Here is a 22,747-nt window from a genome sequence, read left to right on the forward strand (position 1 = left end):
ATGGCGTTGTCTCCACAGGAAGCATTGCTTCTCAAGATCATTGGCGCGGTGCTGGTCGCCGTGCTGGTGCTGTACAGGCTCACGGCGCCCCCGAAGGGCCGGCGTGAAAAGCTCTCCACCACCGAGCCGCGCGCTGTGCGCTGGATTCTCACGGGCATTGCGCTGACCTTCATCGGCCTGTTCCTGGTGCTGCCGCTGGCGGCCGTGTTCACCGAGGCGCTGCGCAAGGGCTGGGATGCCTATGTCGCCGGCCTGCAGGAGCCCGATGCCTGGTCGGCCATCAAGCTGACGCTGATCACGGCGCTGATCGCCGTGCCGGTGAACCTGGTGTTCGGCGTGGCGGCGGCCTGGTGCATTGCCAAGTTCGAGTTCCGGGGCAAGGCCTTTCTGATCACCCTGATCGACCTGCCGTTCTCGATCTCGCCTGTGGTGGCGGGCCTGATGTACGTGCTGGTGTTCGGTGCCCATGGCTGGTTCGGCCCCTGGCTGGCCGAGCATGACATCAAGATCATCTTCGCCGTGCCCGGCATCGTGCTGGCCACCATCTTCGTGACCTTCCCCTTCATCGCCCGCGAGCTGATCCCGCTGATGCAGGCGCAGGGCAGCGACGAGGAGCAGGCCGCCATCGTGCTGGGTGCCACGGGCTGGCAGACCTTCTGGAAGGTCACCGTGCCCAACATCAAGTGGGGCCTGCTGTACGGCGTGATCCTGTGCAATGCGCGTGCCATGGGTGAGTTCGGCGCGGTGTCGGTGGTCTCGGGCCACATCCGCGGCCAGACCAACACCATTCCGCTGCATGTGGAGATCCTCTACAACGAGTACCAGTCCGTTGCCGCCTTCGCTGCCGCCTCGCTGCTGGCCCTGCTGGCGCTGGTGACCCTGGTCATCAAGTCGGTGGCCGAGTGGCGTGCCGAGCAGCAGGCCAAGGCCGCTGCCGACCTGCCTCCCGAGCGCCCCACGGCGTCTTCCCAGGCATCCCAGGCTTCCCAGGCATCCCAGGTGCCGCAGGTGTCCTGAACCTCGGCCCCGACCAGACAAAAGCAAGAGCAAGACCATGAGCATTGAAATACGCAACGTCAGCAAGCAGTTCGGCGATTTCCAGGCCCTGCGCGATGTGAGCCTGGACATCCAGTCCGGCGAACTCATCGCACTGCTCGGCCCCTCGGGCTGCGGCAAGACCACGCTGCTGCGCATCATCGCGGGCCTGGAGACGCCCGACGTGGGCAGCATCCACTTCAGCGGCGAAGACACCACCGATGTCCATGTGCGCGAGCGCAACGTGGGATTCGTGTTCCAGCACTACGCGCTGTTCCGCCACATGACGGTGTTCGAGAACGTGGCCTTCGGCCTGCGCGTGAAGCCCCGCAGCCAGCGCCCCAGCGAAGCCCAGATCCGCGACAAGGTGATGAGCCTGCTCAAGCTGGTGCAGCTGGACTGGATCGCGGACCGCTTTCCGTCCCAGCTGTCGGGTGGCCAGCGCCAGCGCATCGCGCTGGCCCGCGCCCTGGCGGTGGAGCCCAAGGTGCTGCTGCTCGACGAGCCCTTCGGCGCGCTGGATGCCAAGGTGCGCAAGGAGCTGCGCCGCTGGTTGCGCCACCTGCATGACGAGCTGCATGTGACCTCCATCTTCGTGACCCACGACCAGGAAGAGGCACTGGAAGTGGCCGACCGCGTGGTCGTCATCAACCAGGGTCGCATCGAGCAGGAAGGCACGCCCCAGCAGGTCTGGGACAACCCGGCCACGCCCTTCGTCTACGGCTTCCTGGGCGACGTCAACCTCTTCAAGGGCCGCGCCAGCGATGGCCGCGTCTACCTGGACGACGGCACCCAGCTGGACAGCCACGACGCCAAGGGCGCCAGCGACAGCAAGGCCTTCGCCTATGTGCGCCCGCACGATCTGGAGGTGGAACGCTACTCGCCCGGCCAGAACCTGGACGTCCAGGGACGGCCCACGGGCATCGTCGTGCAGCTGGCCCGCGCCATCGTCGTGGGGCCCATTGCGCGCCTGGAACTTATTCCATCGGAGAGCACCGAAAGCACGGACAATGCCGAAGAGGGTGGCCTGATCGAGGCGCAGATTCCTGCGCAGCAGTTCATGGACATGGCGCTGCGCGAGGGGGAAACCCTGGTGGTGACACCGCGCCGCGCCAAGGTGTTCCTGGACGAGGCGGCTGGCATCTGACGGCGCGGCAACGGTTTCCTGCACCCGCTGAACAGGGCTGCAGCGCCGGGCCGGCGCCGCAGCCCTGATTTCATTCAACCGGGTGACGAAAGACAAGAATGCTTCAATGGTTTGACAACGCTCCGCGCCGCATCCTGGCGCTCATCAGCCTGGCCTGCGTGGCCATGCTGGCCTTCGGCATGTATCTGCAGCATGTGGTCGGGCTGGAGCCCTGCCCGATGTGCATCGTGCAGCGCTATGCATTGATCGGCGTGGCCATCTTCGCGGGCCTGGGCAGCGCACGCGGCGGGCGCGGCTGGCTGATGGGTTGGGGCATCGCGGCGCTGGTCGCCGCAGGCTTTGGCGCCTTCGTCGCCGCGCGCCAGAGCTGGCTGCAGTGGTATCCGCCCGAGTTCGCCACCTGCGGGCGCGACTTCTACGGAATGATCGAGAACTACTCCATCAGCCGTGCCGTGCCCATGATCTTCCGTGGTTCGGGCGATTGCGTTGCCGTGGACTGGAGCTTCCTGGGCGGCTCCATCGCCAACTGGTCCTTCATCTGCTTCGCCATCATGAGCGTGGCCGTTTTGGTGCTGCTGGTGCGCGGCGCTGCCCGCAGGCGCTGAGCCCTAGGCTGAGGCTTGCGCCAGTCGCCGCTGCAGCGACTGCGCCAGGGTGCTCAGAATCAGCCAGCAGGACGTGGCGCCCGCGTCCAGCACGCCGATGGAGCGCGGCCCCAGCCGGGCCGAGCGCCCGATGCGGGCCTGCAGGTGGCGCGTGGATTCCTTGCCTGCCTCGGCCGCGGCCTCCATGGCCTGCAGCGCCTCGCGGAAGCCGGCGCCGGCCTGCAGCGATTGCCGGTAGGCCTGCAGGGCCGGGGCCAGCGTGTCGATGAGGGTCTTGTCGCCCACCCGGGCCTTGCCCATCTCCTGCACATCGGCGACGGCCCGCGCCAGGGCCTGGCCGAACAGGGCGGCATCCATCTCCTGCTCCGGCCCAAGAACATCGGCGAAGCCTTGGAAGAAGCTGCCGTACAGCGGGCCCATGGAGCCGCCGATATCGTCCATCAAGGCCTGGGACAGCTGCTGCAGCGCCGCAGGCAGCTGCGCCGCCTGGCTGGCCTCCATGGCATCAAGCCGTGCGCCGCAGCCGGAAAAGCCCTTGGCCATGTTGATGCCGTGATCGCCATCGCCGATCAGGCCGTCGATCTCGCTCAGGAACTCTCGGTGGCTGACGATGGCCGTGATCAGTTCACGCACGATGCTGCCCGCGCCATCAAGCGCGATGGCCGGCCCTTTGCTGGTGCGCCTTGCGGCTTGGGGGCGGGCGGTTTGTGCTTGTTCCTGGGCCTGTGCTGGCGTCCTTGCCGGAACAGAGGGCGGCGTTGGAATGACCTCCTGCGGCTGGGGCGGCAGCCCGCCGGCCAGGGTCAGGGCGACTGACTGGCAGGGCGCCTTGAGGCAGGCTTCCAGCGCATCGTCCAGCTGCATCAGCGTGAGCGTGATGCCCATCATCTCCAGCGACGTGAAGAGATTGCCCACCAGCCGGAAGGCCACCTGAATGCCGCGTTCTTGCAGGCGCCGGGCCACCTCGCCATAGAGGATGTACTGCTCCATCAGCGGCGTGGCGCCCAGGCCGGACAGCAGCACGGCCACGCGGTCGCCCGGGGCGAAGGGCAGGTCGGGCAGCAGGGTGTCCAGCATGCGCTCGGCCATATCGGCCGCCGTGGCCGTGCGGTGCACGGACATGCCGGGCTCGCCATGGTGGCCAATGCCCACCTCCATGCTGCCGCGCTCGATATGGAAATTGGCCTTGCCCACGGCGGGAATGGTGCATGCCGACAGGCCGATGCCGATGCTGCGCGTGCGGGCCATGGCGTGCCGGGCGATGGCGATGACTTCGTCGAGGCTGGCACCCATGGCCGCCCGGGCGCCCGCCACCTTCCACATCAGGATCTCGCCGGCCACGCCGCGGCGGCTGGCCTCGTCGCCCCGCGCGGCAGAAGGCACGTCGTCGTTGGCCACCACGGTCCTGACCGCCATGCCTTCGGTCGTGGCCATCTGCACGGCCATGGCCACGTTCATGTTGTCGCCCGCGTAGTTGCCATACAGGCAGGCCACGCCGGCGCCGCCATCGGCCGCGCGCATGGCGTCGTAGAAGCTTCTGGCCGTGGGGGACGAGAAGACCTCGCCCACGGCGGCGGCGTCGCACAGGCCTGCGCCCACATAGCCCAGAAAGGCCGGCTCGTGCCCCGACCCGCCGCCCGTCACGATGCCCACCTTGCCCCTGCGTGGCGCGCCATGCAGGCGCACGACGCGGGCATTGCCGGCGTCGATGCGCAGGGTGTCGCCATGGGCGGCGATCCATCCCTGGAGCATGTCCTCCACCACCCGGTCGGGGTCGTTGATCACGCGGTTGGTCGTCATGCCGTTGTCTCCTCCAGGTGCAGTCCCGGCGGGTGTGCCGAAGACTGTTCATATGATCATTGAGTGGTCATTTTTGATTTGTTGAAATTGGCATGTCAATGCCTTTTGGCTATTCAATAGCCAAGGGAAAACGATAGGATTTGATGAATTTCGTAGAAAATTCAACGGGTTACGTATTCATTTTGCCGGTTCACATAGCTATCGTTGTTTGACAACTGCTCTTCTATTGAGAAGACTCTCGTAAAACATTGATCAAATGATCATGTGATGGTCTTTTGTAATGAAGGGGATGCCATGAAGCTGGCCATCGGCTGCGACGAAGCCGCCTGCGACCTCAAGAACGCCGTGAAGCAGCATCTGCTGGCCCAGGGCCACGAAGTGGCCGACTTCGGCACGCACGACGGCGAGCCGGTGCTCTACCCCGACATCGGCATCGCGGTGGCGCAGGCCATCGTCCAGGGCCGCCATGAGCGCGGCGTTCTCCTGTGCGGCACGGGCATAGGCATGGCCATTGCGGCCAACAAGGTGGCGGGCATCCGCGCCGCGCAGGCCCATGACACCTATTCGGCCGAGCGCGCCAGCCGCAGCAACGACGCGCAGATCATCACGCTGGGCTCGCGCGTGATCGGGGTGGAACTGGCCAAGGCCATCTTGGACCGCTTCCTTGCATCGCGCTTCGATGGCGGCAGCTCGGCCCTGAAGGTGGATGCCATCACCGGCTTTGAACGCTCGCAGGCCGCCGCGGCCGGGCGCGGGCAGGGCGCGTGACCATGGGCACCGGCACCCGTACCGATACCGGCACCGCACTGCTGCAGGCGCGCGGCGTGGCCAAGAGCTTCGGCGGCGTGCCTGCGCTGCGCAACGGCTGCCTTGAGCTGCAGGCGGGCAGCGTGCACGCGCTGTGCGGCGGCAATGGCGCAGGCAAGTCCACCTTCCTGAACATCGTGATGGGCCTGTTGCGGCGCGATGCCGGCGAGATACTGCTCAAGGGCCGGCCGGTGGATTTCGCCACGCCGCACGAGGCGCTGGCGCACCGCCTGTCCATCATCACGCAGGAGCTGTCGCCCATCCCGGGCATGAGCGTGGCCGAGAACATCTTCCTGGGCCGCGAGCCCCGGCGCGCCGGCGTGGTGGTCCGCCATGCCGCGCTGCTGGAGCAGGCGGATGCGCTGCTCAGGCAGCTGGGCTTCGATATCGATCCGCGTGCGCAGATGGGCCGCCTGAGCCTGGCGCAGACCCAGCTGGTGGAGATTGCCAAGGCCCTGAGCCGGCAAAGCGAGCTGATCATCATGGACGAGCCCACCTCGGCCATTGGCGAAAGCGAGACCGCCATCCTCTTCGACGCGATACGCCGCGTGACCGCGCAGGGCGCCGGCATCCTCTATGTGTCGCACCGCCTGACGGAGATCTTCACCATTGCCGACAGCTACACGGTGTTCCGCGATGGCGGCTTCGTGCAGACCGGCGCGCTGGCCGATATCGACCGGCGGCAGCTGGTGAGGCTCATCGTGGGCCGGGAGGTCCGCGCTGCCGCCAGCGAGCGCAGGGCTGCGGCGCCGGGCGAGCCGCTGCTGTCGGTGCAGGGGCTCACGCGCCGGGGCGAGTTCGAGGACATCAGCCTGGACGTCGCCCCCGGCGAGGTGCTGGGCATCTACGGACTGATGGGATCGGGCCGCAGCGAATTCCTCAACTGCCTGTACGGCCTCACGCGCGCCGACCAGGGGCAGGCGAGCCTGGGTGGACGGCCCCTGCCGCGCGGCAATCCGGCGGCGTCGATCAAGGCGGGCCTGGCCCTGGTGACCGAGGACCGCAAGGCCACGGGGCTGGTGATGAGCTCCTCGGTGCGCTTCAACACCAGCTTGCCCGCACTGCCGGGCCTGCAGCGCGCCGGGGTGGTGGATGGCGCGGCAGAGCGCGTGCTGGTGGGCGGCCTGCTGCAGCGCCTGCGCGTGAAGCTGGCCAGCCCGGCCATGCCGGTCTCGGGCCTGAGCGGCGGCAACCAGCAGAAGGTGGTGCTGGCCCGTTGCATGGCCACCAATCCCGTCTGCCTGCTGTGCGACGAGCCCACGCGCGGCATCGACGAAGGCGCCAAGCGCGAGGTGTACGCCTTCCTGGCCTCGCTGGCCGCGCAGGGCCATGCCGTGGTCGTGGTGTCCTCCGAGGCGCCGGAGCTGCTGGAGCTGAGCGACCGCATTGCCATCTTCCGCAAAGGCCGGCTTGACCGCGTGGTGGCCGGCCACGGCATCACGCAGGAGGCGCTGATGCACCTCGCTTCCTGAGCCCGGGCGATGCCCATGCAGCGTTTTTCCCCTTGCCTTTCACAACACACAGGAGACATGACCATGCCGTTTTTCCGCTTCACCACCGTGCTTGCCGCCGCGCTTGCCGGTGGGCTGTTCCTGGCCGCAGCGCAGGTCCGGGCCCAGGCTCCGGCCCCGCTGTCGGCACCAGCACCAGTACCCGCACCGGCCAAGCCCTACCGCATAGGCGCGGCCGTCTATGGGCTCAAGGGCGAGTTCATGCAGATGTGGACCAAGGAGCTGAAGGCGCATCCGGCCGTGAAGGACGGCATGGTGCAGATCACCGTGTTCGACGGCAACTACGACGCGCTGACGCAGAGCAACCAGTTCGACACCATGATCACGCAGAAGTACGACGACATCCTCTTCGTGCCCATCGACCTGAAGGCGGGCGCGGCGCCCGTGCACAAGGCGGTGAAGGCCGGCATTCCCGTGGTGGGCTCCAACACGCGCGTGCAGGGCGATGTGCTGACCTCCTACGTGGGCAATGACGATGTGGTGGCCGGCCGCATGCAGGCCGAGGCATTGATGAAGGCCATCGGCGGCAAGGGCAATATCGTCGTCATCGAGGGGCCCATAGGCCAGTCGGCACAGATCGAGCGGGCGCGCGGCAATGACGAGGTGCTGGCCCGCCACAAGGATGTGAAGGTGCTGGCGCGCAAGACCGCCAACTGGTCGCGCGCCGAGTCCATGGGCCTGATGGAGAACTGGCTGACCGCATTCCCGGGGCAGATCCAGGGCGTGATCGCCCAGAACGACGACGAGGCCCTGGGCGCGGTGCAGGCCATCAAGACCAAGGGCATCGACATCAAGACCATCCCGGTGGTGGGCGTGGACGGCGTGGCCGCCGCCATCACGGCCGTCAAGCGCGGGGAGATGACCACCAATTTCCAGGATGCCCAGGCCCAGGCGCAGGGCGCGCTGGATGTGCTGCTGCGCCAGCTAGTCGGCCCGTCCTACCGGCCGCGCTCGGTGGTATGGAGCGAGTATGCCCAGGCCATGCCCTGGGGCGATGGCACGGCCAAATCCTACGAGGTGCCCTGGACCGCCATCGTGCCCGCCAATGCCGACGCCTTCTTGCAGAAGGTGCGCAAATGAGCGCCGACAGCCTGGAGCGGGACTTCGACGGCCGCACGGCCCTGGTCACCGGCGGCGCGGGCGGCATCGGCCTGGCGATTGCCCGGCAGCTCGCGGCGGGCGGGGCGCGCGTCGCCTTGCTGGACCTGGAGCGGCAGGCACTGGACGTGGCCGCTGCCAGCCTGGCGGAGCCCAGGCCCCACCTGGCGCTGGCGGCGGATGTGACCAGGCCTGCGGGCGTGGAGCAGGCGGTGGCCACGGTGCTGGAGGCCACGGGCCGCATCGACATTCTGGTCAACAGCGCCGGCGTGGCGCTGCTGGAGCCGGCCGGTGAAGTCAGCGAGGCGGCCTGGGAGCGCACGCTGGCCGTCAACCTCACGGCGCCGCTGCTGCTGGCCCAGGCGGTGGCCCCGGCCATGCGCCGCCAGCGCCACGGCCGCATCATCAACCTGGCCTCGCAGGCCAGCGTGGTCGCGCTCCGGCGCCATGCCGCCTATTGCGCCAGCAAGGCGGGCCTGGTGGGGCTGACGCGCGTGCTGGCGCTGGAGTGGGCGACGGACGGCATTACCGTCAACGCCATCTCGCCGACCGTGGTGGACACGCCGCTGGGCCGCAAGGCCTGGGCCGGGCAGGTGGGGGAGGCCATGCGGGCACTCATCCCCACGGGCCGCTTTGCGCAGCCCGAGGAGGTGGCGCGGCTGGCCGTGTTCCTGGCCGGTACGCACGCCGGCATGCTGACGGGCGAGAACATCGTCATCGACGGGGGCTACTCCATCCAGTGAGCGGCCTGCCGGCCCCACGCCTTTCTTCCATCAACGCGGGAGTCCTCCATGACGAATCTTCAAGCCGCATCTTCGCCGCCGCTCTTGGGGCGGCGCGCGCTGGACCTGCGCAGCCTGCGCGAGCGCTACGGCGTGGTCATCGCGCTGGTTGCACTGTGCGCGGCGCTGGCGCTGGCCAACCCCCATTTCATGACCTGGGGCAACTGGGCCGACATCCTGCGCCAGACCTCCATCAACGGCATCCTGGCCATCGGCATGACGTGCGTGGTGCTGACGGCGGGCATCGACCTGTCGGTGGGCGCCATCCTGGCGCTGGCCGGCATGGTCGGCGCCTGGCTGGCGGCCGATGGCCAGGGGCTGGCGGTGAGCGTGGGCGCCGGGCTGGGCGTGGGCATGCTGCTGGGCGGCGTCAACGGCCTGCTGGTGGCCTGGTTCGCGGTGCCGCCCTTCGTGGCCACGCTGGGCATGCTCAGTGCGGCGCGTGGCCTGACCTACATCTACAACGACGGCATGCCGGTGTCCGAGCTGCCCGACGGCTTTCTTGCCATCGGCGCCGGCCAGCTGGGACCCGTGCCCATGCCCATCGTGATCTTTGCCGTTGCCGTCGCGGTGTTCGCCTTCGTGCTGCGCTACACCGTGTATGGCCGCTATATCTACGCCGTGGGCGGCAACCTGCGCAGCGCCAAGACCAGTGGCATCAACACCCGCGCCATCGTGCTGCTGGTCTATGTGGTCAGCGGCCTGCTCGCGGGGCTGGCCGGCATTTTGCTGGCGTCGCGCACCACGGCGGCGCTGCCGCAGGCCGGCGTGTCCTACGAGCTGGACGCCATCGCGGCCGTGGTGATCGGCGGCACCAGCCTGTCGGGCGGCACGGGCAGCCTGGGCGGCACGGTCGTCGGCGCCCTGCTCATCGGCGTGATCAACAACGGGCTGAACCTGCTGGGCGTGTCCTCGTACTACCAGCAGCTGATCAAGGGCGTGATCATCGTCGGCGCCGTGCTGCTCGACAGTTCACGCCGCAGGGCATGAAGCGCTGCGCCCACGTCCTGTCCACAACCTGCAACCCGGGAGAGTTCCATGCAAAACACCCTGCCTGACGCCGCCGATACGAACATGCTGGCCGTGGTCTGCCACGGCCCCAGGGATTACCGGCTCGAACGCGTCGCGCGTCCGCAGGCCGGGCCGCGCGAGCTGGTCATCCGCGTGGCTTCCTGCGGCATTTGCGCGGGCGACTGCAAATGCTGGGCTGGCGCGCCGCGCTTTTGGGGAGATCCGGAAAAAGGCCGCCCCGCCTATGTGCGCCCGCCGGTGATCGCGGGCCACGAGTTCTGGGGCCATGTGGTGCAGGTGGGCGAGGGCGCGCAGGAGCACCACGGCGTGCAGCTGGGTGACCGGGTGATCGCCGAGCAGATCGTGCCCTGCCATGCCTGCCGCTATTGCAGGACCGGCTTTCGCTGGATGTGCGAGGTGCACGACGTCTACGGCTTCCAGGGCCAGGTGGCCGATGGCGGCATGGCCGAGTACATGCGCCTGTCCGCCCGCGCCGTGGTGCACCGGATTCCCGAGAGCGTGGCCTTCGAGGATGCGGCCATCACCGAGCCGCTGTCCTGCGCCATCCATGCCGTCAACCGCGGCGACATCCAGCTCGATGATGTGGTGGTCATCGCCGGCGCGGGCACGCTGGGCCTGCTCATGGCCCAGGTGGCGCGCCTGAAGACGCCGCGCCGGCTGGTGGTCATGGACCTGTCGGACCAGCGCCTGGCGCTGGCACGCCGCTGCGGCGCCGACGTGACCATCAACCCCGCGCGCGAGGATGCCCGCGCCATCGTGCACGCGCTGACCGACGGCTATGGCTGCGATGTGTACATAGAGACCACGGGCGCGCCCTCGGGTGTGACGCAGGGGCTGGACCTGGTGCGCAAGCTCGGCCGCTTCGTGGAGTTCAGCGTCTTCGGGCGCGAGACCACGGTGGACTGGTCCATCATCGGCGAGGAAAAGGAGCTGGACCTGCGCGGCGCCCACCTGAGCGCCCATTGCTACCCCATTGCCATCGACCTGCTGGCGCGCGGGCTGGTCACCTCCGAGGGCATCGTCACCCACCGCTATGCGCTGTCGGAGTGGGAGAGCGCCATCCGGGTGGCCGATTCCATGGACTCGGTCAAGGTCCTGCTGCTGCCCCACGCTGGCGAGGCCCGGTGAGCGGCGCTACACTGCGCGCCTTTCCCGGCACCCTTGGAGGCACCCTTGACTGAAAGCGACCTGACGCGACTGGCGACCCTGTACTACGTCGATGGATGCACGCAGGACCAACTGTCCAAGGAGTTCGGCATCTCGCGCGCCACCGTCGGGCGGCTGCTGCGCCGCGCGCAGGAAGAGGGCATTGTCGAGATCCGCGTGCGGCCGCATTCGCTGGTGTCCGCCGACCTGGAGCGGCAGCTGACCGAGCGCTTTCACATCAAGCGCGCACTGATCGCGGTGGACCACAAGGATGCCGACCGGCAGCGCGAACTGCTGGCAGGCCTGGTGGCCAGCGAGCTGGAGCGCATCCTGGTCGACGGCTCCATCGTGGCCGTGGGCATGGGGCGCAACGTGTCCTCGGTCTCCGAGCACGCCCTGTCCGCCACACGGCGGGAGTGCCACTTCGTCAGCGCCATCGGCGGCTCCTACCGTGGTGGGGAGGCGATGAACGCCGACCACATCGCGCGCCGCCTGGCCGCGCGCTTTGGCGGCAAGTCCGAATCGCTCTATGCGCCGGCCCTGGTGGGCGATCCGCAACTGCGCAAGGCGCTGCTGGACAACGACACCGTCAGGCACACCCTGGACAAGGCGCGCCGCGCCGACATCGCCCTCATCGGCGTGGGCGATGTCAGCGTGGACAGCAACATGGCCCGCATGGGCTGGTTTTCCGCGCAGGAGATCTCGGACGCCCGCCGCGCGGGCACGGTGGGCGACATGATGGGCTACGACTTCATCGACATCCACGGCCAGCCGGCCGCAACCCCCATGCAGGACCGCGTCATCGGCCTGAGCCGCGAGGACCTGCTGCGCATACCCAACGTCATCGCCGTGGCGGCGGAATCCAGCAAGGTCACGGCCATCCTTGGAGCCCTGCGCACCGGCGCCATCGACACCCTGGCCACCACCACGGCCAACGCGGCGGCCGTGCTGCAGCTGGACGATGTCATGGGGACGACGCGCTGACGCAGTGGGGGAGGCGCGGCTCTTGGGCCGCGCGCCTAGTTCGACGCGCGGCGGTAGAAGGCCAGCGAGCCTGCCAGCGCCAGCAGCATGCCGCCGCACAGGCGGTCCAGCCACATCACGGCCCGCCCGCGCAGCAGCCGCGCGGCGCGTGATCCGGCGAAGGCATAGGCCAGCATCACCAGGAAATCGATGAGCGCGAACACCAGCGCAATGGCGATGTACTGCGGCGCCTGGGCGGCCGCCGGGTCGATGAACTGGGGCAGCAGGGCCGAGCAGAACAGGTAGCCCTTGGGATTGGTCACGGCGACCAGGAACGATTTGAGCAGCACGGTGCGGGCGCTGTAGCCGTCGGCGCCGGCCTCTGCCTTGCCGTCACCCTGGGGTGCCGACAGCGATCCGCCCTGGCTGCGCAGCATGCGCAGGCCCAGCCAGGCCAGGTAGGCCGCTCCCGCCCACTTGACCACCGAGAACCAGAACTCCGAGGCTGCCAGCAGGGCGCCCAGGCCCAGCGCGACCGCGCCGACCAGCACGAAGTCAGACAGCACGGCGCCCAGCATGCCCGGCAGGGCGCGGCGCACGCCGTGGCGCGAGCCATTGGCCAGGGCCAGCAGCACGGTGGGACCGGGGGTGATGATCGCGATCAGCGCGACCAGGGAGAAGACGAGCAGGGTGGCGAGGGTCATGTCGGCGAAGGCTCATGCGGTTGGCAACAGCCTGCCACTGTGCCAGCTTTGCCTGCCTTGCGCAGCCCCTGCCGACCCGGGGCAGGGCACACGGGGCGGGCAGGCGTCAGTCGCTGCCCACGCCACCGGCGGCAAAGACCGGGCCGCGCGTGCCGGGCACCCAGCCCGGGTAGGTTTCCATCACTTCTGCGAACAGGGCCGAGTCGATCCAGCGCTGCAGCCAGGCCTGCAGATGCGGCCAGGGCTGCTCGTTCCATTGCGACTCGTCGATGCGCGCGTACTGGCGCACGAAGGGGCGCAGGGCCATGTCGGCCAGGCTGGGGTTCTGGCCGAACAGGTAGCCGGTGGCCTCCAGCTGGTCGTCCAGCTCGGCCAGCCAGGTCAGGGCATCGGCCTGGGCGTGGTTGACCTCTTCGGCCGTATAGCGCTCGGGGTACTTGCAGCGGTCCAGGGCGTGCTTGAAAAAGCCGTCGTTGCGCTCGATCAGCGCCAGCATGTCCGGCAGCGAGCCGCTGGTCGGTGCCAGCCAGCCGTCCGGGTCATTGGCGCGCAGCGCGTGCAGCATGACATCCAGGCTCTGCTCGATCACGCGGCCGTCCTCCAGCACCAGCACGGGCACCGTGCCCTTGGGCGATGCGTCGAGCAGCGCCTGCGGCTTGTTGCGCAGGTTGATTTCGCGCAGCTCGCAGGCCAGGCCGGCATGGGCCAGCGCCAGACGGGCGCGGATGGCGTAGGGGCAGCGGCGAAACGAGTAGAGAACCGGCAGGGTCTGGGTCATGGAGCGGGAACGGGGCTAGGGGCCAAAAGCGGCAGATGATAGCGCCGGGGCCAAAGTCGGGCGGCCTGCGGGTCTTGCCGCGGGCGTCCGTGGCTATTGCAGCTGCGCCAGCAGCCATTGCCTGAAGGTCTTGAGCGCCGCGCTGGGTGCGCGCGAGCGCAGGTGGGTCAGCCAGTAGGCGCCCGTGTCCACCTCCTGCTCGAAGGGGCGCACCAGCCGGCCCTGCTGCAGCAGGTGCTGGAACATGCGCGCCGGCAGCAGGGCCACGCCCGCGCCCTGGGCGGCCGCCTCGGCCAGCGTCAGCGAGGAGTCGAACATGGCGCCGCGCGCCAGCGGCGCGCTCTGGTCCAGCGTGGCAAACCAGCTCTCCCACTCCTGCAGGCGGTACGAGCGCAGCAGCGTCTGCCCGGCCAGGTCGGCCGGCTGGCGCAGGCGCTGGGCCAGGGCCGGGGTGCACATGGGCGTCAGCGGCGCGCGCAGCAGCAGCTCGGCGCGCGTGCCCTGCCAGGCGCCGTCGCCAAAGCGCACGGCCGCATCCAGCCCTTCGCCGGCCAGGTCCACGCGGTTGTTGTGCGTGAGCAGTCGCAGGTCGATGTAGGGGTGCTGCTGCTGGAACTGGCCCAGCCTGGGAATCAGCCAGCCGATGGCGAAGGTGCCGACCACGCCCACGGTGAGGATCTCGCGCGGGCGCGGTTCGGCCACCTGCTGCAGCGAATGCTCTATGCGCGCAAAGCTCTCGGCCACGGCAGGCCACAGCGCATGGCCCTCGTCGGTCAGCGCCAGGCCGCGCGGCAGGCGCCGGAACAGCGGCTTGCCCAGGCGCTCCTCCAGGTTGCGGATGTGCTGGCTGACGGCGGCCTGGGTCACGCACAGCTCGTCGGCCGCCCGCGTCAGGTTGAGATGGCGCGCGGCCGCGTCGAACATGCGCAGGGCATTGAGGGGCAGTTGCATGGTGAGCCAATAGTTTTTCTAAGGGATGCTGCCAATTATTCACGCTGGTCGCAGATTGGGCGCGGCGCTATCGTTGCGGTTGTCGATCTGCAACTGAAAAGGAAAAACAATGCAAAGACGCGATTTTCTGATGACAGGCGGCGCGGCCGCCTGGATGGCGGCCGGGCTGGCGGGCTGCGCCCTGCCATCAAAAAAACAGGGGGCTGCCGACCAGGCCTTCAGGACGGAGCTGGCGCGCATCGAGAAAAGTGTGGGCGGCCGGCTCGGCGTGGCCGTGCTGGAGGTGGAGTCGGGCGCCAGCGTGGACCACCGCGGCGATGAGCGCTTTGTCATGTGCAGCACCTTCAAGCTGCTGCTGGCCGCCCAGGTGCTGGACCGCGTGCAGCAGGGCGATGAGCGCCTGTCGCGCCGCGTGCACTACGCCAGCTCCCGGCTGGTTCCCTACTCGCCGGCCAGCGGCCCGCGTGCCGGTGACGGCGGCGGCATGACCATCTCCGAGCTGTGCGAGGCCGCCGTGGTGCTCAGCGACAACACCGCCGCCAACCTGCTGCTGGACGCCAGCGGCGGACCGCAGGCGCTGACGCAGTGGCTGCGCGCCAGCGGGGACGAGACCACGCGGCTGGACCGCATGGAGCCCGAACTCAACGAAGGCCTGCCCGGTGACGAGCGCGACACCACCACGCCGCTGGCCATGGTGCAAAGCATGCAGCGCCTGCTGCTGGGATCGGTGCTGGACGGCCATGGCCGCGCCCTGCTGCAGCAGTGGCTGGTGGCCAGCCGCACGGGCGACAAGCGCCTGCGCGCTGGCATGCCGGCCGGCTGGCGCGTGGGTGGAAAGACGGGCACCGGCGATCGCGGCACGGCCAACGATGCCGTCATCGCCTGGCCCACGCCGCAAAGCGCACCGCTGCTGGTGACCGGCTACCTCACCGAATGCCCGGCCGACGCGCCGCAGCGCGATGCGGCGCTGGCAGCGGCCGGCAAGGCGGCTGCACGCTGGCAGGCAGCAGTGCAAGGCTGAGTTGCGCCACCATGTCGCTTGATTTGGGCGATTTCAAAAAAATTGGCGCGGCCTGAAGACGAGAGACACCGAGGAAGGGCCTGGGCCGGCCGCGCCGCCCCCGCACCGAGGGTGTCGCCGGCCGCCCGTATGCCCCCTCGTGAGGGGGAAGGCGCACAGCGCCTCAGGGGGTTACAACTTCTTGACCAGGACCTGACTTTTGCGGTCCCAGTTGTACTTGGCCTTGCGCGCCTCGGGCAGCCAGTCGGGGTCCACGGGCTGGAAGCCGCGCTTGATGAACCAGTGCATGGTGCGCGTGGTCAGCACGAACAGGCTGTCCAGGCCCTGGGCCTTGGCGCGCTGCTCTATGCGCTTGAGCAGCTTCTCGCCGTCGCCCGTGCCCTGGCTCTTGGGCGAGACGGTGACGGCCGCCATCTCGGCCGTCCTGGCGCTGGGATAGGGGTAGAGCGCGGCGCAGCCGAAGATCACGCCATCGTGTTCGATGATGGTGTAGTGGGCGATGTCGCGCTCGATCTCGGTGCGGCTGCGCTTGACCAGGGTGCCGTCCTTCTCGAAGGGCTCGATCAGCTGGATGATCCCGGCCACGTCGTCGGGCGTGGCCTCGCGCAGCTCCTCCAGCTTCTCGTCGATGATCATGGTGCCGATGCCGTCGTGCACATAGATCTCCAGCAGCAGCGCGCCGTCGATGGCGAAGGGCAGGATGTGGCTGCGCTCCACGCCGTGCTCGCAGGCATGCACGCAGTGCTGCAGGTAAAAGCCCGTGTCCGTGGGCTGCTCGGGCGTGGGCAGCTCGGACAGCATGCGGCGGGCAGTGGCCAGCGGCAGCTCGGTGTCGATGGGGTTGGTCTCGTCGGCCGGGCCCGTGGGGTCCATGCGGATGCCCGGCACCTCGGTCATGAAGATCAGCTTGTCGGCCTTCAGCTCGATGGCCACGCGCGTGGCCACCTCTTCCATGCTCAGGTTGAAGGCCTCGCCGGTGGGCGAGAAGCCGAAGGGCGACATCAGCACCATGGCATCCATGTCCAGTGCGCTGCGGATGCCGCTGACATCGACCTTGCGCACCAGGCCCGAATGCTTGAAATCCACGCCGTCCACGATGCCCACGGGCCGCGCCGTGAGGAAGTTGCCCGAGATCACCCGCACCCGCGCGCCGGCCATGGGCGTATTGGGCAGGCCCTGGCTGAAGGCGGCCTCGATCTCGTAGCGCAACTGGCCGGCGGCTTCCTGGGCGCAGTCCAGCGCCACGGAGTCGGTGATGCGCACGCCGCGCGAGTACTGGGCCTCATGGCCCTTGGCGGCAAGCTGCTCGTTGACCTGGGGACGGAAGCCATGGACCAGCACGATCTTCACGCCCATGGCCTGGATCATGGCCAGGTCCTGGACGATGGAGCTGAGCTTGCCCGATGCGATGGCCTCGCCCGTCAGTCCCACCACAAAGGTCTGGTGTCGGAACTTGTGGATATAGGGAGCCACGGACCGGAACCAGGGGACGAAGGTGAAGTTGAAGACGGTGGACATGGTGGTCAGTCGGGGCATCGGGCCGATGCCGGGCAGAAAAAAAAGGCCTGCGGACAGGTCCGCCAGGACATGCTCGCGCAGGCAGGCGCCAGTGTAGCGGCATGGCGCGGCACCTGCGCACAGAAATGGGATGGAACGCCACGCAAATCGGCCCTGCTGCACGGTGCCGGGGGCACAAGGCACAGGACCTTGTCCGACGGAGGGCCGCCTGCAAGCCCGTGTAAGCTTCGCCACCATCGGTGAACCACGCAAGGCGCCCCCATTCATGCCATTGAGCGCTTCCATGTTTTTTCCGTTGCTTGCGCGGCCCGCGCGCCTTGTGCCGTGGCTGGCGGCGCTGGGCATGGTCGCAGGGGCGGCCCAGGCTGCAGGGGAGGCTCCGGCCTCCCAGGCTGCCGCCGCGATGAGCTTCGTGCAGGCCCGCCAGGCGCTGCTGCAGGGCTCCGACCAACTGGCCGCCTCGGCCAAGGCCGTGGAAAGCGCGCGCCTCAGACGCCAGGGTACGCAGGGGCTGGGCGGGCCTTCCGTGGCCATCACGGGCCTGGGCTACCGCTACTCGGCCAATGCCGACATCGATCTCGATCCTGCGCGGCGCACCCTGGACGGCGTCCTCGGCCAGCTGCCGCCCTCGGTGGGGCCGGCCATTCCCTCGCTGCCGCAACTGCCCACCTCCTATGCCTTGCAGCGCAAGAGCACGAATGCCTCGGCCAGCCTGTCCCTGGTCTGGCCGCTGTACCTGGGCGGCCTGTCCGATGCGGTGCGCAGTGGCCTGGACGCTGCCACCGACGAAGCCCTGGCCGATGCCGCCAGCAGCAGCCACGCCCTGCATTCGCTGCTGGTGCAGCGCTACTTCGGCGCCCAGCTGGCCGAGCGGGCCGCACGGCTGCGCGAGCGTGCGCTTGAGGGCGTGCGCGTGCATGACGCGGCCGCGCAAAGCATGCTCAAGGCGGGCGTGATCTCCCGGCTGGAGCGCCTGCAGGCCCGTGCCGCGCTGGCCGACGCCGAGCAGCAGGCGCGCAAATCGCGCGACGACGCAGACCTGGCCGCAGCGGCGCTGGCGCGCACGGTCAAGGCGCAGCGGCAGGTGCTGCCCAGTACGCCGCTGTTCGTCAGCAGCCGGCCTTTGCCGCCGCTGGACGGCTTTGTCGCCGCGGCCCAGTCGCACCATCCGGGTCTGGACAAGGTGCAGGCCAAGAAGCGCCAGGCCGAGTCCCTGCACGATGCCCAGGAGGCGCTGCGCCGGCCGCAGCTGCTGGCCTTCGGTTCGCGCGAGGTCAACACCAGCGGCAAGCCCAACTGGGTGGCAGGCGTGGCCGTGCGCTGGACGCTGTGGGACAGCATCGACCGCGATGCGCTGGCCGCCTCCTCGCAGCGCAAGATCGAGCAGGCCGAGCTGACCCAAGCCCAGGCGCTCAGCGACATCGCGCTGCTGGTCGAGAAGAACTGGCTGGGCGTGGAGCAGGCACGCCGCCAGTACCAGGCCCAGCAGGCCCAGGAGGATCTTGCGCGCGAGCTGCTGCGGCTGCGCGAGGCCGGCCTGCGGGAAGGCACCAGCACCACGCTGGACCTGATCGATGCCAGCCTCAATCTCGCCAAGGTCCAGACCCAGCGTGCCGAACTGGCCAACCAGTATGTGCAGGCCCTGGCCGCACTGCTGGAGAGCACGGGCCAGAGCGAGGAATTCGACCGATTCATGGCCCAGGCCGACATACAGATCCCACCCGACGCACCATGAGCACAGCCACGCCCGACCATCCCCGCAGCGCCACCGAAGCACCCGGCCCCGCGCCCGTGCCGCCGGGGCGCAGGCGCCCCTGGCTGGCCCTGGCCATCGTGCTGGCCGTGCTGCTGCTCGTGGCCTGGGGCTTTTGGCGTGCGGCGCAGCCCGCCCCCCTGTATTTCCAGGGCCAGATGGAGGCGCGCGAGACCGACATCGCGCCCAAGGTCACGGCGCGCATCGCCAAGGTGCGCGTCACCGAAGGCCAGAAGATCCAGCCCGGTGATCTGCTGGTGGAGATGGACAGCCCCGAGGTGCGCGCCAAGCTGGCCCAGGCCGAGGCCGCGCGCGATGCCGCCCAGGCCCAGGCCGACAAGGCGCAGGCCGGCGCACGCCCGCAGGAAGTGCAGATGGCGCGCCTGAACTGGCAGCGCGCCCAGACGGCCGCCGACCTGGCCCAGACCTCGCTGCGCCGCGTGCAAAGCCTGTTCGACCAGGGACTGGTTGCGGCCCAGAAACGTGATGAAGCTGATGCCAACTGGCGCGCCTCGCGCGACCAGGCGCTGGCTGCGCGTGCGCAGTATGAAATGGCGGCTTCGGGCGCGCGCCAGGAGGATCGCAGCGCTGCCCAGGCCCAGGCACGCCAGGTGCAGGGCGTGGTGGCCGAGGTGGAGGCCGCGCGTGCCGAGACCGAGCTGCGCAGCCCCGTGGGCGGCGAGGTGGTCCAGGTGCTGGCCCGCCAGGGCGAGCTGTCCCCGCAGGGCGTGGCCGTGGTCACCGTGGTGGACCTGGCCGACCAGTGGGTGGTGCTCAATGTGCGCGAGGACCAGCTTGCACGCTTTGCCCAGGGCAGCCGCTTCACCGGCCGCCTGCCGGGCCTGGACAACCGCGAGGCCGGCTTCGAGGTCTACTACCTGGGTGTGCTGCCCGACTTCGCCACCTGGCGCGCGACGCGCGCCGGCCAGGGCTTCGATGCGCGCACCTTCGAGGTCCGCGCGCGGCCGCAGCAGCCCATTGCAGGCGCGCGGCCCGGCATGAGCGTGGTTGTGGAAGGCGGCCGTTGAGCGGCCGGCGGCAGTGAGCGCGAACCCGCCCACGGCCTTTGCCGCCAGCCTGCGGCGCGAATGGCGTCTGCTGCGCGGACGGCCCTGGGACCTGGCCATGGTCAGCTGGGTGCCGCTGCTGGCGCTGCTGCTCATGGTCTGGATCTTCTCGGCAGGCCTGGTCCAGCGCCTGCCCGTCGCTGTCTGGGACCAGGACCACAGCGCCCTGTCGCGCCAACTGGTGCGCATGCTGGACGCCACGCCGGGCCTGGCCGTGCAGTCGCAGGCGCTCAATGCCTCGGAGGCGCAATGGGCGCTGCAGTCCATGAATGCCTACGCCGTGGTGCAGATCCCGCCCGGCTTTGCGCGCGACATCAAGCGGGGCCAGGGGGCCGACGTGGTGCTCATGCACAACGCCCAGCTGGCCACGCATTCCAGCCTGATCCAGCGCGACCTGCGCCAGGTGGTGGGAACGCTGTCGGCCGGCGTGGAAATGCAGGCCCGTGCCAAGCGCGGCGACCCGGCCCAGGCGCTGCGCGTGCGCATGGAGCCCATACGCACCAACCTGGTGTCGCTGTTCAACATCTCCACCAATTACGAGCAGTTCCTGGCGGCGGCGCTGATTCCCGCGCTGCTGCACATCCTGGGCATGACGGCCGGCGCCTGGTCCGTGGGGCGCGAGCTGCGCGACCGCACGCTGGGCCAGTGGATGGCCGAGGCTGCGGGCCCGGGAAAGCCCGGCTGGAGCGCCATTGCGGGCGCCTTGGCGGGCAAGCTGGCGCTGTCCTGGGCCAGCCTGGGCCTGGGCGGTACGCTGGCCATGCTGTGGCTCACGGCCGGACGGGGCTGGCATCCGGGGCAGGGCGCTGCCAGCCTGGCCTGGGTGGCGCTGGCCCTGCTGCTGCTGATCGCCGTGAGCCTGGCGGCGGGGGCGCTGCTGGCGGCGCTCACGCTGTCGTTGCGCACGGCGCTGTCGGGCGCGGGCCTGCTGTCGGCGCCGGCCTTTGCGTTCAGCGGCGTGGGTTTTCCGCTGCTGGCCATGCCGGATTCGGCACGTGCCTGGGCCCTGTCCATGCCCTATACCCACTATGCGCGGCTGCAGATAGAGCAGCTGCAGATGGGCGCGCCCATCGTGCAGAGCCTGCCCGTGGTGGCCGGGCTATTGCTGGCCGCGCTGGTGTTGCTGCTGCTGGCCACGGCAGGCCTGGCGCGCGGCCTTTCCCGCCCCGACAAATGGGGAGGGCGCTGAGATGGCCAGGGGCTTTGCGCAAGACTTCATCAGCGCCCTGCGTGCCGTGTTCGGCGACGTGGGCGTGCTCATGCTGCTGGTGGGCGCACCCGTGCTCTACGGCTTCTTCTATCCCTGGTTCTATGGGCAGGAGGTCGTGCAGCGCGTGCCCGTGGCCGTGGTGCAGCACGACGGCAGCGGCCTGGCACGCCAGATGCTGCGCTTTGCCCAGGCCAGCCCGCGCATCGAGGTGACCCTGGTCACGGGCGACGAGGCCCAGGCGCAGCAGGCCCTGCTGGATGGCCGCGTCATGGGCTACGCGCTGCTGCCGCGCGACCTCAAGCGCCGCGTGGTGCGCAGCGAAGAGGCCGTGGTCCCCGTCTATGCCAACGGTGCCTACCCGCTGGCCGCCAAGCAGGTGCAGTACGGCTTTGCCGAGGCCTTCGGCACGGTCTCGGCAGGCGTGGAGCTGCGGCGGCTGACGGCCGGCGGACAGAGCGCATTGCAGGCCCAGGCCAGCCGCTCGCCCGTCAACCTGCAGATGCAGGCCCTGTTCAATCCGACGGAAGGCTACGGCAGCTTCGTCGTCGCCGCCGTGGCCATCATCATCCTGCAGCAGACACTGCTCATGGGCGGCGCGCTGCTGGTGGGAACCTGGCGCGAGCAGGGATTGGACCGGGCGCCGGCACGCACCTGGCTGGCGCGGCTGCTGGCGCTGTGCACGCTGGGCTGGCTCTCGGGCCTGTACTACTTCGGCTGGATCTTCGTCTGGCACGACTATCCGCGCGGCGGCAATCCCTGGGGCGCGCTGGCGCTGCTGGCCGTCTTCGTCCCGGCCGTGGCGGGGGCGGCGGCGCTGCTGGGCTGGTGGCTGGCCAACCGCGAGCGTGCCATGCAGGTGGTGCTGTTCACCTCCATCCCGCTGGCCTTCGTCGGCGGCTTCAGCTGGCCGGCCGAAGCCCTGCCGCAACTGCTGCAGGCGCTGCGCTGGCTGTCGCCCAGCACGGCGGCCATCCAGGCCTCGCTGCGACTGAACCAGGCCGGCGCGCCGCTGGAGGCGGCGCTATGGCATCTGTCCGTGCTGCTGGCCCTGGCGCTGCTGGGCTGGGTGGCCGTGCTCTGGCTGGGCAGCCGCCGTGCGGACCTGCCCGGGGATGGCCGCAAGTAGACCGATGCTGCGTCCAGCACAGGTCCGCCTTGGCGGGTCCCATCATGGGTTGGACGGCGCCGCTCAGTCGCAGCGGATCGTGTCGCCTTCCAGCAGGCAGATCAGCCCGTTGTAGGCGGTCAAGGTGTCGCGATACCGGCGATAGAGGTTGCCTTTGATGTCGAAGCAGCTGTCTGCCTTGCACCGGTCGAGCTTTACGGTGCGGGTGCCGGCTGGAGGGGTCAGGACAATCTTGGGTGGCTCCTGGAGCAAGGGCATATTCGTGCCGCAGGATGCGTTCACGTTGGAGATCTGCGCATTCATGCGCATGCGCTTTTCGCCTTCGGAGAGACTGCGGATGCTGGAGACGAATTCCAGCTCCTTGCGAGCCTGGCCGCAGCCCGGGGAGGCTGATGCAGGCGTGGGCTGCTGCGCCTGCTGGTCGATCATGCGCTGCTGGCTATCGATCTGGCGCCGCTGTTCTTCAGCGGCCTGCTGGCGGTATTTGCGCTCGTTGGCCTGCGCGGCCTCGGCGCGCTCCTGGAGAATCTCCGCATCCGTCTTTCGGCGCTCGATCATGCCGCCGACTTGCGCGCTGCTGCATGGACGGTCGGAGAAATTCATGTCTCCGGATGGATCCTTGCATTGATAGATCTGCGCCATGGCTGGAACTGCGAATGTCAGGCCGCACAACAGTGCAATGGCTTCACGCAT

Annotated in this window: 21 protein-coding genes; 15 read left to right on the forward strand and 6 right to left on the reverse strand. The window is 69.2% G+C overall.

What is annotated here, in order from left to right:
• The 3 genes from cysW to AAN986_RS10310 all read left to right on the forward strand — a co-directional run bounded on the left by cysW (position 1) and on the right by AAN986_RS10310 (position 2,787).
• The gene (gene cysW, locus AAN986_RS10300; RefSeq protein ID WP_082138151.1) at positions 1 to 1,017 is read left to right on the forward strand and encodes a sulfate ABC transporter permease subunit CysW; all 1,017 of its coding nucleotides are present in this window, start codon (positions 1 to 3) and stop codon (positions 1,015 to 1,017) included.
• A 37-nt stretch (positions 1,018 to 1,054) separates the two neighbouring features.
• A complete protein-coding gene (locus tag AAN986_RS10305; RefSeq protein WP_349335623.1) occupies positions 1,055 to 2,182 on the forward strand; it encodes a sulfate ABC transporter ATP-binding protein in 1,128 nt (375 codons plus the stop codon).
• Between the two features lie 98 nt (positions 2,183 to 2,280).
• On the forward strand, positions 2,281 to 2,787 hold the full coding sequence (locus AAN986_RS10310) for a disulfide bond formation protein B (RefSeq protein WP_016453280.1): 507 nt from the start codon (positions 2,281 to 2,283) through the stop codon (positions 2,785 to 2,787).
• Positions 2,788 to 2,790: 3 nt separating this feature from the next.
• On the opposite strand, the gene dhaL is transcribed toward AAN986_RS10310, so the two are convergent.
• Positions 2,791 to 4,587 (reverse strand): dihydroxyacetone kinase subunit DhaL, encoded by a 1,797-nt coding sequence (gene dhaL, locus AAN986_RS10315; protein WP_047219424.1) that lies wholly within the window; start codon positions 4,585 to 4,587, stop codon positions 2,791 to 2,793.
• A 294-nt stretch (positions 4,588 to 4,881) separates the two neighbouring features.
• Between dhaL and rpiB the strand changes: the two genes are divergently transcribed.
• From rpiB to AAN986_RS10350, 7 genes are all read left to right on the forward strand, one after another.
• Complete coding sequence (rpiB, locus tag AAN986_RS10320; protein ID WP_047219423.1) at positions 4,882 to 5,355, forward strand: ribose 5-phosphate isomerase B; 474 nt, start codon at positions 4,882 to 4,884, stop codon at positions 5,353 to 5,355.
• A gap of 2 nt (positions 5,356 to 5,357) precedes the next feature.
• Positions 5,358 to 6,866, forward strand: a complete 1,509-nt coding sequence (locus AAN986_RS10325) for a sugar ABC transporter ATP-binding protein (RefSeq protein WP_047219422.1) — start codon at positions 5,358 to 5,360, stop codon at positions 6,864 to 6,866.
• Positions 6,867 to 6,929: 63 nt separating this feature from the next.
• Positions 6,930 to 7,985, forward strand: coding sequence for a substrate-binding domain-containing protein (locus AAN986_RS10330; RefSeq protein ID WP_349335727.1), 1,056 nt, complete (start codon positions 6,930 to 6,932; stop codon positions 7,983 to 7,985).
• Positions 7,982 to 8,746: a GolD/DthD family dehydrogenase gene (locus tag AAN986_RS10335; RefSeq protein ID WP_047219421.1), complete on the forward strand. Its 765-nt coding sequence runs from the start codon at positions 7,982 to 7,984 to the stop codon at positions 8,744 to 8,746. The genes AAN986_RS10330 and AAN986_RS10335 overlap by 4 nt, the downstream gene beginning before the upstream one ends.
• Before the next feature lie 48 nt (positions 8,747 to 8,794).
• On the forward strand, positions 8,795 to 9,775 hold the full coding sequence (locus tag AAN986_RS10340; RefSeq protein ID WP_016448253.1) for an ABC transporter permease: 981 nt from the start codon (positions 8,795 to 8,797) through the stop codon (positions 9,773 to 9,775).
• Positions 9,776 to 9,823: 48 nt separating this feature from the next.
• A complete protein-coding gene (locus tag AAN986_RS10345) occupies positions 9,824 to 10,945 on the forward strand; it encodes an erythritol/L-threitol dehydrogenase (protein WP_012206378.1) in 1,122 nt (373 codons plus the stop codon).
• Positions 10,946 to 10,990: 45 nt separating this feature from the next.
• Positions 10,991 to 11,947, forward strand: coding sequence for a sugar-binding transcriptional regulator (locus AAN986_RS10350; RefSeq protein WP_012206377.1), 957 nt, complete (start codon positions 10,991 to 10,993; stop codon positions 11,945 to 11,947).
• A 35-nt stretch (positions 11,948 to 11,982) separates the two neighbouring features.
• On the opposite strand, the gene AAN986_RS10355 is transcribed toward AAN986_RS10350, so the two are convergent.
• The 3 genes from AAN986_RS10355 to AAN986_RS10365 form a co-directional block, all read right to left on the reverse strand.
• Positions 11,983 to 12,630, reverse strand: a complete 648-nt coding sequence (locus AAN986_RS10355) for a LysE family translocator (RefSeq protein WP_016453272.1) — start codon at positions 12,628 to 12,630, stop codon at positions 11,983 to 11,985.
• 106 nt (positions 12,631 to 12,736) lie between these two features.
• Positions 12,737 to 13,408, reverse strand: coding sequence for a glutathione S-transferase (locus AAN986_RS10360; protein ID WP_013801706.1), 672 nt, complete (start codon positions 13,406 to 13,408; stop codon positions 12,737 to 12,739).
• A 93-nt stretch (positions 13,409 to 13,501) separates the two neighbouring features.
• A complete protein-coding gene (locus AAN986_RS10365; protein WP_016448249.1) occupies positions 13,502 to 14,359 on the reverse strand; it encodes a LysR family transcriptional regulator in 858 nt (285 codons plus the stop codon).
• Positions 14,360 to 14,468: 109 nt separating this feature from the next.
• Between AAN986_RS10365 and bla the strand changes: the two genes are divergently transcribed.
• A complete protein-coding gene (bla, locus tag AAN986_RS10370) occupies positions 14,469 to 15,380 on the forward strand; it encodes a class A beta-lactamase (RefSeq protein WP_034367430.1) in 912 nt (303 codons plus the stop codon).
• A 171-nt stretch (positions 15,381 to 15,551) separates the two neighbouring features.
• Here bla and argA read toward each other — a convergent pair whose 3' ends face one another.
• Positions 15,552 to 16,898: an amino-acid N-acetyltransferase gene (argA, locus tag AAN986_RS10375; RefSeq protein ID WP_349335728.1), complete on the reverse strand. Its 1,347-nt coding sequence runs from the start codon at positions 16,896 to 16,898 to the stop codon at positions 15,552 to 15,554.
• A 283-nt stretch (positions 16,899 to 17,181) separates the two neighbouring features.
• On the opposite strand from argA, the gene AAN986_RS10380 reads away from it, so the two are divergent.
• From AAN986_RS10380 to AAN986_RS10395, 4 genes are read left to right on the forward strand one after another with little or no spacing between them, the layout of a single operon-like run.
• Positions 17,182 to 18,633 carry a TolC family protein gene (locus AAN986_RS10380; RefSeq protein ID WP_016448247.1) on the forward strand — a complete coding sequence of 484 codons (1,452 nt, stop codon included), beginning with the start codon at positions 17,182 to 17,184 and terminating at the stop codon, positions 18,631 to 18,633.
• Positions 18,630 to 19,679, forward strand: coding sequence for an efflux RND transporter periplasmic adaptor subunit (locus AAN986_RS10385; RefSeq protein WP_016448246.1), 1,050 nt, complete (start codon positions 18,630 to 18,632; stop codon positions 19,677 to 19,679). Before AAN986_RS10380 ends, AAN986_RS10385 begins: the two co-directional genes overlap by 4 nt.
• Before the next feature lie 13 nt (positions 19,680 to 19,692).
• Positions 19,693 to 20,907 (forward strand): ABC transporter permease, encoded by a 1,215-nt coding sequence (locus tag AAN986_RS10390; protein ID WP_047219430.1) that lies wholly within the window; start codon positions 19,693 to 19,695, stop codon positions 20,905 to 20,907.
• 1 nt (position 20,908) lies between these two features.
• Entirely contained in the window at positions 20,909 to 22,054 is a 1,146-nt protein-coding gene (locus AAN986_RS10395) for an ABC transporter permease (RefSeq protein ID WP_349335624.1), read from the forward strand.
• 63 nt (positions 22,055 to 22,117) lie between these two features.
• Here the strand turns inward: AAN986_RS10395 and AAN986_RS10400 are convergent, their stop codons facing one another.
• Positions 22,118 to 22,747: a DUF4124 domain-containing protein gene (locus AAN986_RS10400; protein ID WP_349335625.1), complete on the reverse strand. Its 630-nt coding sequence runs from the start codon at positions 22,745 to 22,747 to the stop codon at positions 22,118 to 22,120.

Source organism: Delftia sp. DS1230, from assembly GCF_040112715.1.
Taxonomy (GTDB): Bacteria; Pseudomonadota; Gammaproteobacteria; order Burkholderiales; family Burkholderiaceae_C; genus Comamonas; species Comamonas tsuruhatensis.

Bases quoted from the DNA above. Each gene is read 5' to 3' on its own strand.
- dhaL (WP_047219424.1), bottom strand. From the start codon at position 4,587: ATGACGACCAACCGCGTGATCAACGACCCCGACCGGGTGGTGGAGGAC.
- argA (WP_349335728.1), bottom strand. From the start codon at position 16,898: ATGTCCACCGTCTTCAACTTCACCTTCGTCCCCTGGTTCCGGTCCGTG.
- AAN986_RS10345 (WP_012206378.1), top strand. From the start codon at position 9,824: ATGCAAAACACCCTGCCTGACGCCGCCGATACGAACATGCTGGCCGTG.
- AAN986_RS10360 (WP_013801706.1), bottom strand. From the start codon at position 13,408: ATGACCCAGACCCTGCCGGTTCTCTACTCGTTTCGCCGCTGCCCCTAC.
- AAN986_RS10335 (WP_047219421.1), top strand. From the start codon at position 7,982: ATGAGCGCCGACAGCCTGGAGCGGGACTTCGACGGCCGCACGGCCCTG.
- cysW (WP_082138151.1), top strand. From the start codon at position 1: ATGGCGTTGTCTCCACAGGAAGCATTGCTTCTCAAGATCATTGGCGCG.
- AAN986_RS10310 (WP_016453280.1), top strand. From the start codon at position 2,281: ATGCTTCAATGGTTTGACAACGCTCCGCGCCGCATCCTGGCGCTCATC.
- AAN986_RS10380 (WP_016448247.1), top strand. From the start codon at position 17,182: ATGTTTTTTCCGTTGCTTGCGCGGCCCGCGCGCCTTGTGCCGTGGCTG.
- AAN986_RS10395 (WP_349335624.1), top strand. From the start codon at position 20,909: ATGGCCAGGGGCTTTGCGCAAGACTTCATCAGCGCCCTGCGTGCCGTG.
- AAN986_RS10305 (WP_349335623.1), top strand. From the start codon at position 1,055: ATGAGCATTGAAATACGCAACGTCAGCAAGCAGTTCGGCGATTTCCAG.
- AAN986_RS10355 (WP_016453272.1), bottom strand. From the start codon at position 12,630: ATGACCCTCGCCACCCTGCTCGTCTTCTCCCTGGTCGCGCTGATCGCG.
- AAN986_RS10325 (WP_047219422.1), top strand. From the start codon at position 5,358: ATGGGCACCGGCACCCGTACCGATACCGGCACCGCACTGCTGCAGGCG.
- AAN986_RS10340 (WP_016448253.1), top strand. From the start codon at position 8,795: ATGACGAATCTTCAAGCCGCATCTTCGCCGCCGCTCTTGGGGCGGCGC.
- AAN986_RS10385 (WP_016448246.1), top strand. From the start codon at position 18,630: ATGAGCACAGCCACGCCCGACCATCCCCGCAGCGCCACCGAAGCACCC.
- AAN986_RS10365 (WP_016448249.1), bottom strand. From the start codon at position 14,359: ATGCAACTGCCCCTCAATGCCCTGCGCATGTTCGACGCGGCCGCGCGC.
- AAN986_RS10330 (WP_349335727.1), top strand. From the start codon at position 6,930: ATGCCGTTTTTCCGCTTCACCACCGTGCTTGCCGCCGCGCTTGCCGGT.
- AAN986_RS10400 (WP_349335625.1), bottom strand. From the start codon at position 22,747: ATGCGTGAAGCCATTGCACTGTTGTGCGGCCTGACATTCGCAGTTCCA.
- rpiB (WP_047219423.1), top strand. From the start codon at position 4,882: ATGAAGCTGGCCATCGGCTGCGACGAAGCCGCCTGCGACCTCAAGAAC.
- bla (WP_034367430.1), top strand. From the start codon at position 14,469: ATGCAAAGACGCGATTTTCTGATGACAGGCGGCGCGGCCGCCTGGATG.